The sequence below is a fragment of the Methylotetracoccus oryzae genome (genome assembly GCF_006175985.1).
In the GTDB taxonomy this organism is placed as follows: Bacteria; Pseudomonadota; Gammaproteobacteria; order Methylococcales; family Methylococcaceae; genus Methylotetracoccus; species Methylotetracoccus oryzae.
Window position 1 is genome coordinate 1 of sequence record NZ_SRSH01000009.1, and the last position, 13,430, is coordinate 13,430.

A 13,430-nucleotide genomic window follows, 5' to 3' on the forward strand; every position below is an offset into this window, starting at 1 on the left:
GCTGAGGAAATTCCGTTCCCGCTTTGAATGGCTTGGGCGCACTCTCGCGGTGCCATCGTCACCACCGGTAGCACCTACTCAAGTGCTCGGAACGGCAACGTATTGAGCTTTTACGACACCCTCCAGGAAAGGGGGGAATGGTTACGCTTCGAAAAGGGGTACGAAGATATGATGCAGCATCGTAAACAGACGCACCTGGCCAGGGTGATCGCCATCGGTATCCTTGGCGCTCTGCTGGTGGGGTCGGGGCCCGCGGGTGCGGTTGACCGGCCGTCTGCCGAGGTTGCGACCGAGGAAATCGAGGTCTTCATCCGCGAGGGCTGTCCGCATTGCGACCAGGCAAAGGAATTCCTCGCCCGGCTCGCCCAGGAACGCCCCAATCTCCGTATCGTGCTGCGGGACATCCGGCGGGATCCATCGGCCCTGGCTCGTCTGCAGCAGCTGGCGGAGACCCACCGCCAAAGTGCGCGGGTGCCCGCGTTCTTCGTGCACGGGGAGTTGATCGTCGGGTTTTCCGATGACGCGACGACCGGGCGGATGATTCGCGACGGCCTGTCCGCCCTATCGCCGGAGAGCGTTGCCGCGGGCGATGCCGGCAGTTGTGAAGCGGAAGAATCGCTTTCCTGCGAAGCGCCGACCGAGGAATCTTCTGTGACCGCGGCGAAGACGCATGGTCCGGCACCCTACGAGATCGAATTTTTTGGTCGCAAACTGTCGGTGGAACAGATCGGGCTGCCGCTGTTCACGCTGGCGATGGGGCTGCTCGACGGCTTCAATCCCTGCTCGATGTGGGTCTTGTTGCTGATGATTTCGCTGCTGGCCCCCCTGGGTGACCGGCGGCGGATGCTGGCGATTGCCGGCACATTCATTGCTGTGGAGGGCCTCGCCTACTTCGTCTTCATGGCCGCCTGGCTGAACATGTTTTTGTTCATCGGGCTGTCACGCATCTCGGAACTGATCATCGCGGCGATCGCGCTGTTGGCCGGTCTGCTGAACCTTAAGGATTACTTCGCTCTGGGTTGGGGGCCCAGCCTCTCCATCCCGCAGTCGGCGAAACCGGATATCTACGCCCGGATGAGAGCCATCCTGCATGCCGACAATCTGGCTGGGGCCCTGGTCGCGACCGTGGTCCTCGCGCTGCTCGTGCAAGTCGTCGAATTCATGTGCACCTCCGGTTTCCCGGCGCTCTATACCCGCATCCTGACCTTGCACGATACTCATGGCATCGGTTACTACGGTTATCTGCTGCTGTACAACCTGGCCTACATGTTCGACGACCTGGTCATTCTCGGCATTGGCGTCGCCACGCTGAGCCAGCATCGCCTGCAAGAACGGGAAGGTCGCTGGCTGAAGCTGATCAGCGGTCTGGTCATGGTGGCGCTGGCGGTCTATCTGGTCGTTGCCGGCCAAGCGTGAGAACGGCGCGCGTGTCGCGGTGGGGCTGGTGAGGTCAGAGCCTCCGGCATGACCACCGTCTGCAGTTTCCCTCCGGTGGCCGACTGCAACGCGCGGGTGCTGATACTCGGCAGCATGCCGGGTGTCGCCTCGTTGCAGGCCGGCCAGTATTACGCCCATCCCCGGAACGCGTTCTGGCCGATTCTGGCCGCTCTCCTCGACTGGCCCAGCGGCGTGGCTTATGCGGAGCGGCTGGCCCGGCTACGTGCGGCGCGGATTGCCCTGTGGGATGTGCTGCAATCATGCCGGCGCGACGGAAGTCTCGATGCCGCTATCGACGATGCGTCCATCGTACCGAATGATTTCGGTGGGTTTCTGCTGCAGCACACCCGCATCACCCATGTCTTCTTCAACGGCAGCAAGGCCGAGAGTGCGTTTCGCCGATATGTCCTGCCGGAACTGTTCTGCGCCGACCGGCTGGTCTGCGAACGCCTCCCGTCGACGAGCCCGGCGCACGCGGCTCGCGGCTTCGACGAGAAACTGCGCGCATGGCGTCGTGTGATTCAGAGCCCTTGCGTCGATCCTTCCGACGGCACTTGATCGCTGCGGCATCTGCGGCAGTCGGCACGCGAAATGCCTGATCCGGATCCGCCGTTCCACGTCCCGACACCCAGAGCTTCCGTTGTCCATTACGCCATGTCGCAGTGCTGGAGCAAGCGGCACACATTCTGCTTCGTACAGCAAACGGACAGACGCCGACATGGTCTGTTCGGCAGCTTCATCGGGCATGATTCGCTCCGGGCAACCAGGTTTCCCGTAGTCGCCCTGGAGCCAACGAGGGTGCTGGCAGGCTAAAGTCGTTGCGCCCGCCACGCTATCCGCCCATTCCATGGCCCACTTCCCAATCCAAACGAGAACGACGAGTGATTTCCCATACGATCAAGCTAGGTGCATTGTTGATTACCGTTTGCCTGCTGACTGCCTGTGACAGGGAAGGTCCCTTCGGCAACACCCCGGGCCCCAAGAAGCCGGACTGGCTGCAGCACTGAAGCGTACTTGAACCCGAGAGCGGACTGGCTGCTCTCCGGCAAGGAAGGCCGGGGGGTGCCGCTGCGCTGAACCTCCCCGGCGCCCCTCTCGGAGCCTCAGTGACGGTATGCCGTGCGCAGGTTTTCGACGTTGGTCCGCATGACGCTCAGGAAATCGCCATCGGCCGGCCGGTTTCCGCAAGGGTTGAATACCAAGCTATGCACGCCGAGTTTCACGAGGCGCCCGGCGATCGCCAGGCTCGGTTCGGCTTCCCAGATCATCGTTCGTGCCGGGTGCCGGGCCAGCAACTGTTTCAGCGCAACCCATTCGGTCTCCGGAGGCATCTCGTTGGGTTCCCAGTGCACGCTTTGCAGGTTGAGGCCGTAGCGCCGCGCGAGATACTGGTAGATGGGGTGGGATCCCAGTAGCGGAAGTCCCGGTTTTTCAGCCGCAATGGTCTTCAGTTCCCGATCCAGTGTGGCCAGATCCGTCTTCAGCGCGTCGAGGTTGGTGTTGAAGCGGGTAGCCAGCGTGGGGCGCTTTCGTCTCATCGCCTGGCCGGCTGCATCGGCCTGCTGTCCGGCCAGTTCCAGGTCCAGCCATGTGGTGTAGGCCGTGCCCGAATGGGTGTGCTGTCCTCCGGGGCCGTGGCTGTGTGTCACGGCATTGTCGACCACGATCAGGCGGTCCTTGAAGCCAGCCGAGGTGTCTACGAGCTTCATCTGGGGCAAGGTCGCGCGTGCTCGCCATTTCTCCAGATCGGCTCCGTTGAGAAGGATCAGGTCGGCCTTCTGCAGAGCGATGATGTCGGGGATGCCTGGTTGCCAGAAGGGCGGGTCCACATCGGCCGGGATCGGGAACTCGACCGTGACGGCCGGCCCGCCGATGCGTTCGGCGAAATACGCGACCGGGTAAACGGTTGCGGCCACCCGCAGCGTGCCGGCGGGGGGCGCGCCAAGGGCGGTGGTTGCGGCGATACCCATAAGCATCGCCAGGGTGTGTTGCAGTGCACGCGTTCGAGAGAGCACGGAGACCTCCTTCAGGGGATGACGAAATGACGGACGAGTTCCGTCGACTGGTGACGGACGAGTGCGAGCAGCAGCAGGCACAGTCCGGAACTGGCGATCGCAATCAGGACCAGCTCGGCTGCGGCGAGTCGCAGCACGGTCAGGCGGCTGCAACCCAGCAGTACGATAGTGTCGATCTCCCGCTGTCTCAGCCGTAGCGACAGCGCGAACACCAGCGCGACGATCAGCAGTGTTGCGATGCCCACGAGCAGCAGCACGCCGTCGAACAGCGCCCCGACGCGGAAAATGTTCTGCAACAGGGATTGTGTCGTTGCAGCCGGGTCGACGATCTGAACGCTGTTTAGGGGGGCGAGATAGCGTCCCCGCAACAGCGTCGTGGCCCGTTGATCCGGCGGCACGGCGATCACGGCGGTGATCGGGTAGGTCGCCGGGTCGCCGTGGAAATGAAAGGAACCGACATTTTCGGGGGTGATCTCGGTGTAGGTCAGCAGCTTCGTCTGGTCGACCTGAATGTTCGTGGCCGGGACCGCAGCTATTCGAGGCGTCATTCCACCGCCCTCCGTGACGGCGGTGTGCCCATGCCCCAGCCCCTCAATGACCCAGGCGGTCTGCAGGTCGAGGAACACCGCCTCGTCGTCGGGCGTGTGGCTGCGTCCAAGGATGCCGGCGACGTGCAGTTTCAGCGGATAGATGCCCGCGAGGTCGAACAGATTCTCGGGCGTCGTCAGCAGCGGATCGCCGGGTTTGAGCCCGAGCTTGGCGGCCGCTTCGAAGCCCAGCACGCAGTCGCCCAGCATCGCCAGCGGTGCACCCGCGACCGGTTTCAACTGACGGAAATCGAAATAGTCCAGCGTGACACCGACCAGCGGCTGACCACGGACCCTAAAGCGCGAGTAGATGGGCAGCGCCTCGGCCCAGCCGGTGGCAGCGACCTGCTCGGCGTCAGCCATCCGGATCATCGGCGGGTGCGCCGCGTTGAAATACAGCGCGCTGAGGGTCAGGTCGAGCGCGCTGCCTCGTGCGCCGACCAGTAGCGGTGTGGATTTGGCTCGGGCCGTCATCAGCGCCTCGCCCGCGTCGAGGATACGGTGCAGGGCCAATGGCAACGTGATCAGCAGCCCCAGCGATGCGATCAGGATCAACGAGCGTGTCCGGTGGTGACGCAGGTAGCGCCATGCCAGGTAGAAATCGTGCCGCATCGGTGATCAGGCGTGGAATTGGGCGAAGTCCACGACGCGGTCGAAGTGCGGGAGCAGTTCGTGGTCGTGGGTGACTGCAATCAGCGTCGCGCCGCGGCGATCCGCTGCCCTGACGAGGAGGTCGACGATGCGCAACTTGTTCGCCGGATCGAGATTTCCGGTCGCCTCGTCGGCCAATAGCAGGCCGGGTTCGGTCAGAAGTGCGCGGCAGACGGCGGCCCGCTGGCGCTCGCCCTGTGAAAGATCGCGTGGCATGCGGCCCAGCTTCCCGCCCAGGCCGACGTCCTCGGCCAACGCCCGTGCCCGTCGGCGGACTTCGGCGTCCAGCGTCAGGATGTGGTTGATCCGATAAGTGTGCACGATGTTATCGAACACATTCAGATAGTCGAGCAGTTCCAGTTCCTGAAATACGAACCCGATCCGGCTGATGCGGAAGTTGCGCCGTTCGCTGTCGCTCATCCGATGTATCGCCCTGTCATCCACCTCGATCGCGCCGTGTTGGGAGGTTACGATGCCGGCAATCAGTTTGAGCAGCGTCGTCTTGCCGGTGCCGCTTGCGCCGATGATGGCCACTTTTTCCCCGCGGGACACGGCGAAATCCGGCACGCGTAAAGAGAAACCCGACCCAGGGTAGGAGAACGCGAGGTCGTCAATACGGATCATGTCCGTTCGCCGCCATCGAGGCGCTGGCCATCGAGAAAGGTGAGCCCGACGATCTTCCAGCGCCCGTTTCGGTCTCCGCTCAGCGCGATGCGGGCCCGGTACGCATTACGGCGCGGGTGGGAGTGGCCCCAGTGCGATACCGTCCCGTGCGCGATCCACTGCGCATCCATCTCGCAGGTGTCGGGCCCGGTACCCGCGTCGACGATCTCGGCCGACAGGATTTCGATCCGGTCGACCTTGCCCTCTCCCCCCAGTCCTTCCTGCTGACGCAACAGGGCCCGCCGCTGTTGCAGATAGATGTCGTCGAGCAGTGGCGATCCCAGGCTCAACGACAGCCGGTCATAGGCCGCTTCCTCGCTGCGTAACTGGAAGGCCCGATAGGCGTTGTGCAGCAGCGGTTCCAGTGTCGCCACCACAGCGCTCTTCGTGACCGGTGGCGTGTCCGATGGGGCTGATCGCCAATAGGCCACGATCCCCGCAACGATGGCGCTGCCTGCGAGGGCAACGAACCACGGTGCGGTCCGACGGCTGCGGTGGTCGCGCAGGACCCGCCACAGAAGTCCACCAGCCAATGCTGCGGTCAGCGTCAGAACGATACCGTGGGGACTTGTGGGAATGCTTCCTGGCTCAGCCGGGGCTACATCTTTCAGCGGGAGGGATGTGTCGATCTCATCCGTAGCGGGCAGTGGTTCGAATGTATCGTCCTGAGTCCACTCGAAGACCGGGTTGGCCGGAGTCGCGTAGCCGTCGAACGACTCCTGACCCTGGATCACGCTGATCGGGCGGCTGGTGGAGCCTTTGCCGAACAGGTCCCAACGGAGCCGTATGGCGCGCGCAGGACTTTCGGTCAGGTAGACCAATTGAACGCCGAGCAGGGCGCTGCGCGCGTCGATGCGGCCGGTCTCTTCGATCGGTCGCACGCCCTCCCGGGTGTAGCGGACGAAGTCCAGGCGATCGAGCTGCGGCAAGGCGTCTACACCGTCAATCTGCAGGGCATTGTGCGTCTGCAGGTACGCGCCGATGCGCTGCAGTACCGATGGCCGTTCGCTGGCCGTGATGATGCCTGAATCTGCCGTGCCGAGGTCCATGAGCGGCAGCAGGTCGGCGGTGCGAATCAAAAGTTCGTGGCGAACCTCGTATGGCTCCACGTAAAGAAAGGACCGGGGTTCGTTATGCCGGCGAACGAAGCCCGGATCGTCGATGCGGGACCGCCAGGGTTCGTCGGGATCGAGTGTGACTCGCACAGCCTTCTGCAGTGCGCCGAGATCGCTGACGGGGACGCCATGGTGTAGCACCATCAATGCCAGAGCATCCGTTCCGGCGCCATCGTAAGGGTGAATAGTCAGATGTCGGGCAGCAGGCGGCAGCGGCTGTGTGAGCCTGACGGCATGGACGTCGCCAGACGCCACGCTACAGTCGCCGGGGGTTGCCTGCCCGGATGTGATCGTGCGTACGCTGTCGATGTGCGGAGTCATGGCAGGTCCCTGTTCGGCTGACAGCTGCAGCAGCCCCTGCGCAATGAGCGCCGGTTCAGCCGGGGTAGCCGGTGTCCGCCCTGCGGACGCGGTAAGTCGACGCAGGGCGGCATCCGGCATGCATATCTCCACGGTCGCTGCATCATCGCCGACGTCGACTTCAATGACTGCAGCGTAGCGTGAGTACCCGGACCAGTCGCCGTGGGCTGGTAGGCAGAAAACCACGGTCAGCAGTGCGCGGAACGAGAGCCGGCGCATGGCGGCGAGATCAAATGCTGGACAATTCATACTCGTCGTGGGATGCCGCTGATGTTTGCAGCGGTGACGGACGACCAGGGCATCGGACCCTCAGAGGGCTGGGCGCTACGTGCCGGCGCGAAGCGCCTGGGTCCTGCCTCGAGCGCCAGTCGGGATGAGTCGGCTCGCGCGAGCCACTCGACCCGAACTATCGCGGTCGCCGGGTTTTCTGGTGTTCGCGAACGGGCAGCCGGCGATGATGGCCGGACCGTCGACGGATTTGGCGCTGAAGATCCGGAACGGAGTCGTCCAAATATCCAGCGCCGTTGCCACTTCGGATCTGGTGGAGCCGAAGTCTGTCCTGATTGCTACAGCGGGGGCAGGTACGAAATGTTCTTCAACCGGCCGGAATCTCCGTCCGGAGAATTGCCGCAGCCCGTCATAAGCAGCGACCCGAGGATAATGCCCAGAAGACATACGATCTTTCTCATTTCCACCTCCTTATTGTTTCGGAAAAACGTGCGATGTGAAAGGTCTCGAAGTGCCCTTCGCGGGCAGAAAATGCGCGTATTCCGGAGGATTGTCAAGTCATGCCATAGCGCCATGGAAGAGTTTATCAATATGGTCTCTTAAAGGCACCTCATGTTGAGGTTGTGGTCTGGCCGGATTTCAGTGGCGTTGCTCAGCGGGACTGAAATTGCGTCGACATAAAACATTATGTCTTTTGCCTCAATGACTGCGTGAAAACACGCATTGCAAAATGCGTTGTATGACTCACTTCCTGTGTGAGAAAACTCAGAAAACATATTTAAAAAGCGATGAAAACACCCTGGGATCGTTTATATCCTTCTATTTTAAGGATTCGCCGGCAGTCGTGAGTCCATGGCACGCGCATTGCCAAGGAAAGTCGCGGTCATTGGACCGGCTAAAGGAGTCCTGCGCGTGGGGTTTGCCATGCCGTAACGGTAACCGGTCGCCTCAACGAAGGACGGACCACTGCAAGCATCATCCAATTCAAAGGAGCATTCGATGAGGTTCACTCTCAGCCAGATTTCTGCAGTTCTGTTACTCGGCTCGATCGCTTCGGTCGGCTTTGCCGGCGGGCGTTATACCAATCCGCCCGTAGGCCTGGTTGAAACCCAGGAGGCCTGCACCAAAGGGCTGGAGGCTGCGGAGAAGGGTGATACGGCTACCGCTCTGGAAATGGCCAAGAAAGGGCGGAAGATCGCGCTGGAATCCTATAAGGAAATCAGCACGATGCCGATGGAGATCGGTTCCAGCTCGATGAAAAAGGCCATGATTTTGCTCGACGAAGGCAAGGTGGCCGAATCGGTAGAGCATTTCAAGCATTGCAAGGACAAGATGGACAGCGAGGTCGACTACTACAAGAAGGAAGGCAAGCTCTGACAGGGCCGCTTTCCGAGCCTTGATCCAGGTCGGATGTTTGCGAGGGCCGAGCGGCCCTCGCGAGCCGTTCGGACTCCGTTCTTTGCTCAAGAATGGGTATGACACGATCCGGGCCTGCAGTCGTGTAGCCCGAATCCGTCTTCTACGGTCTCTCCGCCAAGGAAATGCGGCGCGTACTCAGCCATGGTTGCGCTGTTGCCGCTTCCCGGTCTGCCGGGACGGGATTTCTCTTTCCTGCCACCGGTTATCGGATCCGGATTCGTCGGCAAGCTTCCGGCCTTACCTAGTGTATTGACGAAGCCTAGGGGCTTCGTACTGCTGTTTCCATTATCGGTGATGGTTACAGCGGCTTTCGTGTACCTCCCCATTACCGTGCGCGCGGATTCATGGCGAAATGCCTGTATGCCGTGAGGCGTGCCAAACAGTCGATGAAGGAGGTTTCGGGTACTGCTTCCGATTTACCTACGCGTCAGGATACGCTGGGAAAACCCATGCACGAGTCGTTGCGCTTGCTGCAGGACGCCAAGGCGGTTTCCGCGCCTGGAAAAAGGGCCCGAGCGATGTCGACCTTTGGGTGCGTTGACGAGCGGCTGCAGGAAGGTCCTGGCCATAGCTGAAATGCGCTCAGGGTTCGCCCGAGACACAGCCGACCCGGATCGTTTCCGCTTTGGGTACGACGACAGGGGATGGTCTTGGCTCGCGACGGTCCGCGACCGTAGCATGAAAGTCGCAAATTACCTGCTGCGCTTCCCCGGTACGGCGTTCAATCGAACCGATGAGCCCGGGAAATCCTGTTGTCGCCTTCGGTAAGCAGAACGCACTGCCGTGCGTCGTATTCGGCAGACGGTATGCCGCCTCCTTGAGTCACGAGGGCGGGCATGCGAGCGCGATTCCGCTTCCTTCCAATAGGCTAATCCGGCCATCTGCATCGGCTTCGCGCGCGGCCCTGGTCCTGCTATTCGTTCCGGTGACATCGAAGGGCAGAGGTCTTCGGTATCATGGCCATTGAACTGGCAGCAATCCATCGCACGAGAGCGAAGCTCTTGTTCCTCATAGGGTCCTGCGTACATTTCCGGACTGTCTCTGCTTCTGCAATGAACCGGCGGGCCTGATCCGTTACTGCTGCGGCGAAGCTCGCCCATCTCTGGCCGTGGAGCCTATTCTGCGTGGCCACGGCTCGGGGTCGATTCCACCCGATGTACGCTCGGCGCGCCGCTGGCTGACCCAAGCGCGCCGCTGCCCATGGCCTATCTTTCCGGTCATCGGTTTTTCACTTTTCCCGCTTGCCCCCATCTAATGCCTCTCGATCGCCCGGATCGTCGGTTCGGTGGCTCGATATGGTCTTCACCCACGGAAGGCGGGCAAGGCAGGACGGAGGTTGCCATGTCTTCATTCAGACCGGAGAGTTACGCCCTGGCTGGCGTGTTGGCATTCATGCTGTGCTTGTCAGCGGCGAATGCCGAAGAGCCGCTGGTCTTCGTCAGCATGCCGGATACGGCCATGTCCGACTGGTTCTTGGAAGAAGATTTGCCCGCCGACGTCAGCCGATCGGCAGACGAGATTTTCGGCAGTGTCGCCGCGCTCGCTCCGACTTTCGTGTTGATGGACGGTGATCTCGGGGCGCAGCACTGGTGGAAGCCGGAGTTCCAGGCATGCGCCCCTGAAGCCGATCTGCAGGGTGTCGTAGCGGCTTGCGCCGATCAAGCCTGGGGCGGACTGAGCGCATACCTGTCGGCCGTGGGGCTCGAGAATCTGCATGTTGCCATGGGGGATCATGAGATCGGCGGCAATGACTGGCCGCTCGGTCCTCATTCCGACGCGGTGCCGTTCTTCAAGGCGGCTTTTGCCAAACACTTTACGCGGAAGCCGGAAGGGGAGTCGCGGTACGATGGCGACATCGGTGGTGTGCCCATGCGTCCGGTAGGTACTCCCTACGAGCACACGTCGCATGCGTTCCAGGCCGGCAACCTGTTGGTCGTGTCGGTTGACGAATACCAGCAAATCGACCCGGCACAGGTTCTCGGTCCGCGCGGTTCGGTGCTGATTTCCGTGAATGCGGCCGATGGTCATCTGCAATGGCTGGATGCCCTGCTGGGGGCCGCTCGCCAGGATCCCGGCATCAGCCACATCATCGTGCAGGGCCATGTACCGGTCATCTCTCCGGTCAGGGCGTTCGCGTCGAGCATGAATTTCATGGATGAATACGATGACTCTGCCTTCTGGCAGGTGTTGCGCAAGCACGCCGTTGATCTCTATTTTGCCGGTGATGTCCATGAAACGACGGTTACCAGGGACAAGGCTTCGAATCTGCTCCAGGTTACTCACGGTGCCGGATTCCGGGGGAATATGGGGTTTCTGGTCGTCCGTGTCTACGGCGACCGGATCGAGTTGGAGCAGCGGTCTCGTCACGAAGACCCCGGAGGCGGTGTGTCGTTTGTCCCCGAAAGCACGCTACTCCTAGACAAGTCGTCGGGAACCCCGCAGCACTCTTTCACCGGGGAAGCCCTGAAGCCTATCGATCCGGCGGGGTTGCAGGTGCACTACTCCTTCGACGACGACGCGGCCGGTCTCGCCAAGAACAGCGGTGGGTTCGGTCACCGCTACGACAGTAGGAAGGTGAACGTAAAGCGTGTCGCTGCCGGCAAACTCGGTGCGGCTGCCTACTTTCGGCATGCGGATCGAAGCAGATTGCTCAGCACCGGGATCACGCCGGTCGCCGGCGACCGTGCCCGAACGGTCGCGATGTGGATCAAGAAGCCTTCCGACCGACCCGGTTATCTCTATCCCTCGGGCCAGTTCTGGAAGAACGACTATGGGCTGTTTCGGTTCTTCGTCGGGAGCGGCCAACTGGGTTTGGAAGTCGGGGTCGGGAAGCGAGTGATGGCTGCGCAAGGCGACGTGCAGGTCAATGACGGTATGTGGCATCACGTTGCCGTCACGTTTCCGGGCAGGGGAGCCACTTTGGATGATGTGCGCTTCTACATCGATGGCCTGGCCTATCTGCCGCAAGGCGAGAATCCTGAGACCATCTTCACCGAAGCGGAGGTCAACTCGATGATGGTCGGGGGTACGCCGAGTCCCCGGATGATGCCCGGCTGGACGGGCGGCATCGACGACTTCGCAATCTGGTCATCGGCACACACGGCACCGATGGTCGCCGCGATGGTCAGTTGCGCGAACCAACTGGGCTATGACGCCGGTGAAATGGAGAGCCTGTTCAGGCTTTATAGGGACGGACAGGGGCAAGCGTCCGTCAAGGGAGTCACCTGGGAATACGATGCTGCCGTGGGCGGGGAAGCCGGTGTATGTGCTCAGGACGGAGATTCGGGCCGTCTTACGCTCGCGCTGGATGGCGAAGGCCGAGGTGTAGCCGTCCGTGTCGCCGATGACCCCACGGATCCCACGGATCCCACGGATCCCACGGATCCTGTGGTCCCTACGGATCCTGTAGTCCCTGCGGATCCTGTAGTCCCTACGGATCCTGTAGTCCCTGCGGATCCTGTGAGTCCATAGCACTACCGCGCCCGACATGACATGCTCCGGCGCCATGACCTCATTCTTCGATGTGGGCTTATCCTTTCTTTGGATAGGCATTGTTAAGTCGATGTCTTCCGGTCCTGTTGGTGCTGAAGTGGCCGGGGAGTGAAAGAATGGCTTACTCTCCGGCTTGAACCCCCGCCGGCGCCTCGGTAGACTGTCCATAAGAACAGTGTTCTTATGGACAGAAAAATGAAGCCGATTTCACCCCGTCAGCAGGATATCCTCAACTTCATCCGGCAGTTCATCGAGCAGGAAGAGTTTCCGCCGACGATCGCCGAGATCACTCGGGCTCTGGGCCTCAAGTCCCCGCACGGCGTCCGCGAGCAATTGCAGGCGCTGGCGCGCAAGGGGGCGATCGAGCTGATACCTTCGGCTTCGCGCGGTATCCGCCTGCTGCAAAAGGCAGCGGAGCAGGACGGTTTGCCGCTGATCGGCAAGGTTGCGGCCGGCCGGCCGCTGATGACCGAAGCGAACGTCGAGCAGTACTGCAAACTCGGTCCCGAACTGTTCCAGAACAAGGCGGATTACCTGTTGCGGGTGCAGGGCTCGAGCATGCGCGATGCCGGCATCCTCGACGGCGACCTGCTGGTCGTGCAGCAAGCGGCCGAGGCGCGCAGTGGCCAGATCGTCGTGGCGCGGCTGCATGATGAGGTCACCGTCAAGACGCTGCGGCTGGCGGGCGAGATGGCCTATCTGGAACCCGCCAATCCGGAGTTTCCGGTGCTCGCCGTGGACTTGAGCAAGCAGGAACTCAGTATCGAAGGCGTCGTCGTCGGCGTGATCCGCAACCGCATCGACTGAAGGTGGCCATGAACGCGGATCTGGAGTCGCTGTTGCGGACCGACCGCCGGATCTGGCGCGGCAAAGGCGGGCCTAAGGCGTCGTTCCCGGTCATCGCGAGCGGCTTTGCCGAACTGGACCGGCTATTGCCGGGCGGCGGCTGGCCTTACCCGGCGCTGATCGAGATTCTGGCACCGGTCTGGGGCATCGGCGAACTGAGTTTATTACTGCCGGCGATGCGGCAACTGAACCGCGACGGCCGCTGGCTGGTCTGGATTGCGCCGCCGTTCGTGCCCTATGCGCCGGCATTGGCTGGCCAGGGGCTGGACCTGCGGCGCACGCTGGTTGTCGATATCCCGGATTCGGACACGGATCGCTGGTGGAGCATGGAAAAGCTGCTGCGTCATCCGGGGGCCGGGCTGGTCATGGCCTGGCCGCAACGGATCCAGCCGGTGATGCTGCGTCGCCTGCAACTGGCTGCGGAAGAAGGCGGAACGATCGGCGTGCTGTTTCACGGACAGCACGCCAGCAGCACGGTGGCCGCGCTGCGGCTGGCCTTGGCACCGACGGAGGGTGGGCTGGAGGTGCGGGTGCTCAAGGCGCGCGGCGGATGGGCGGGAGGCGCGGTGAGGCTCGGGTTCGGTTGATCGATGCTCGAACCGCTTCCATTGAGGAAA

Annotated in this window: 11 protein-coding genes; 7 read left to right on the forward strand and 4 right to left on the reverse strand. The window is 62.1% G+C overall.

Annotated elements, in window-relative coordinates:
- The first annotated feature begins 171 nt into the window (after positions 1–171).
- The 3 genes from BWR02_RS10330 (at position 172) to BWR02_RS21470 (ending at position 2,444) form a co-directional block, all read left to right on the forward strand.
- The gene (locus BWR02_RS10330) at positions 172–1,416 is read left to right on the forward strand and encodes a glutaredoxin family protein (protein ID WP_236102118.1); all 1,245 of its coding nucleotides are present in this window, start codon (positions 172–174) and stop codon (positions 1,414–1,416) included.
- A 48-nt stretch (positions 1,417–1,464) separates the two neighbouring features.
- Positions 1,465–1,995, forward strand: coding sequence for a DNA-deoxyinosine glycosylase (locus BWR02_RS10335; RefSeq protein WP_139557664.1), 531 nt, complete (start codon positions 1,465–1,467; stop codon positions 1,993–1,995).
- Between the two features lie 323 nt (positions 1,996–2,318).
- A complete protein-coding gene (locus BWR02_RS21470; protein WP_268921412.1) occupies positions 2,319–2,444 on the forward strand; it encodes a hypothetical protein in 126 nt (41 codons plus the stop codon).
- A gap of 96 nt (positions 2,445–2,540) precedes the next feature.
- Here BWR02_RS21470 and BWR02_RS10340 read toward each other — a convergent pair whose 3' ends face one another.
- Genes BWR02_RS10340 through BWR02_RS10355 form a run of 4 tightly spaced genes read right to left on the reverse strand, consistent with a single transcriptional unit; the run spans position 2,541 to position 6,789 of the window.
- Positions 2,541–3,413 (reverse strand): metal ABC transporter substrate-binding protein, encoded by an 873-nt coding sequence (locus BWR02_RS10340; RefSeq protein WP_139557665.1) that lies wholly within the window; start codon positions 3,411–3,413, stop codon positions 2,541–2,543.
- A 50-nt stretch (positions 3,414–3,463) separates the two neighbouring features.
- Positions 3,464–4,651: a hypothetical protein gene (locus BWR02_RS10345; RefSeq protein ID WP_139557667.1), complete on the reverse strand. Its 1,188-nt coding sequence runs from the start codon at positions 4,649–4,651 to the stop codon at positions 3,464–3,466.
- 6 nt (positions 4,652–4,657) lie between these two features.
- Positions 4,658–5,314 (reverse strand): ABC transporter ATP-binding protein, encoded by a 657-nt coding sequence (locus BWR02_RS10350; RefSeq protein WP_139557668.1) that lies wholly within the window; start codon positions 5,312–5,314, stop codon positions 4,658–4,660.
- A complete protein-coding gene (locus tag BWR02_RS10355) occupies positions 5,311–6,789 on the reverse strand; it encodes a hypothetical protein (protein WP_139557670.1) in 1,479 nt (492 codons plus the stop codon). Before BWR02_RS10355 ends, BWR02_RS10350 begins: the two co-directional genes overlap by 4 nt.
- A 1,266-nt stretch (positions 6,790–8,055) precedes the next feature.
- Here BWR02_RS10355 and BWR02_RS10360 point away from each other — a divergent pair.
- From BWR02_RS10360 to imuA, 4 genes are all read left to right on the forward strand, one after another.
- A complete protein-coding gene (locus BWR02_RS10360) occupies positions 8,056–8,433 on the forward strand; it encodes a hypothetical protein (protein ID WP_139557671.1) in 378 nt (125 codons plus the stop codon).
- Between the two features lie 1,383 nt (positions 8,434–9,816).
- Entirely contained in the window at positions 9,817–11,946 is a 2,130-nt protein-coding gene (locus tag BWR02_RS21075) for a LamG-like jellyroll fold domain-containing protein (RefSeq protein ID WP_201276227.1), read from the forward strand.
- A gap of 216 nt (positions 11,947–12,162) precedes the next feature.
- Positions 12,163–12,774: a transcriptional repressor LexA gene (gene lexA, locus BWR02_RS10370; protein WP_139557672.1), complete on the forward strand. Its 612-nt coding sequence runs from the start codon at positions 12,163–12,165 to the stop codon at positions 12,772–12,774.
- 8 nt (positions 12,775–12,782) lie between these two features.
- A complete protein-coding gene (imuA, locus tag BWR02_RS10375) occupies positions 12,783–13,400 on the forward strand; it encodes a translesion DNA synthesis-associated protein ImuA (protein WP_139557674.1) in 618 nt (205 codons plus the stop codon).
- The last annotated feature ends 30 nt before the right edge of the window (positions 13,401–13,430 follow it).

Excerpts from the sequence above, each read along its gene's own strand:
- BWR02_RS10340 (WP_139557665.1), bottom strand. The coding sequence starts at position 3,413 with ATGCTTATGGGTATCGCCGCAACCACCGCCCTTGGCGCGCCCCCCGCC.
- BWR02_RS10345 (WP_139557667.1), bottom strand. The coding sequence starts at position 4,651 with ATGCGGCACGATTTCTACCTGGCATGGCGCTACCTGCGTCACCACCGG.
- BWR02_RS21075 (WP_201276227.1), top strand. The coding sequence starts at position 9,817 with ATGTCTTCATTCAGACCGGAGAGTTACGCCCTGGCTGGCGTGTTGGCA.
- lexA (WP_139557672.1), top strand. The coding sequence starts at position 12,163 with ATGAAGCCGATTTCACCCCGTCAGCAGGATATCCTCAACTTCATCCGG.
- BWR02_RS10330 (WP_236102118.1), top strand. The coding sequence starts at position 172 with ATGCAGCATCGTAAACAGACGCACCTGGCCAGGGTGATCGCCATCGGT.
- BWR02_RS10335 (WP_139557664.1), top strand. The coding sequence starts at position 1,465 with ATGACCACCGTCTGCAGTTTCCCTCCGGTGGCCGACTGCAACGCGCGG.
- BWR02_RS10350 (WP_139557668.1), bottom strand. The coding sequence starts at position 5,314 with ATGATCCGTATTGACGACCTCGCGTTCTCCTACCCTGGGTCGGGTTTC.
- BWR02_RS10360 (WP_139557671.1), top strand. The coding sequence starts at position 8,056 with ATGAGGTTCACTCTCAGCCAGATTTCTGCAGTTCTGTTACTCGGCTCG.
- BWR02_RS10355 (WP_139557670.1), bottom strand. The coding sequence starts at position 6,789 with ATGACTCCGCACATCGACAGCGTACGCACGATCACATCCGGGCAGGCA.
- imuA (WP_139557674.1), top strand. The coding sequence starts at position 12,783 with ATGAACGCGGATCTGGAGTCGCTGTTGCGGACCGACCGCCGGATCTGG.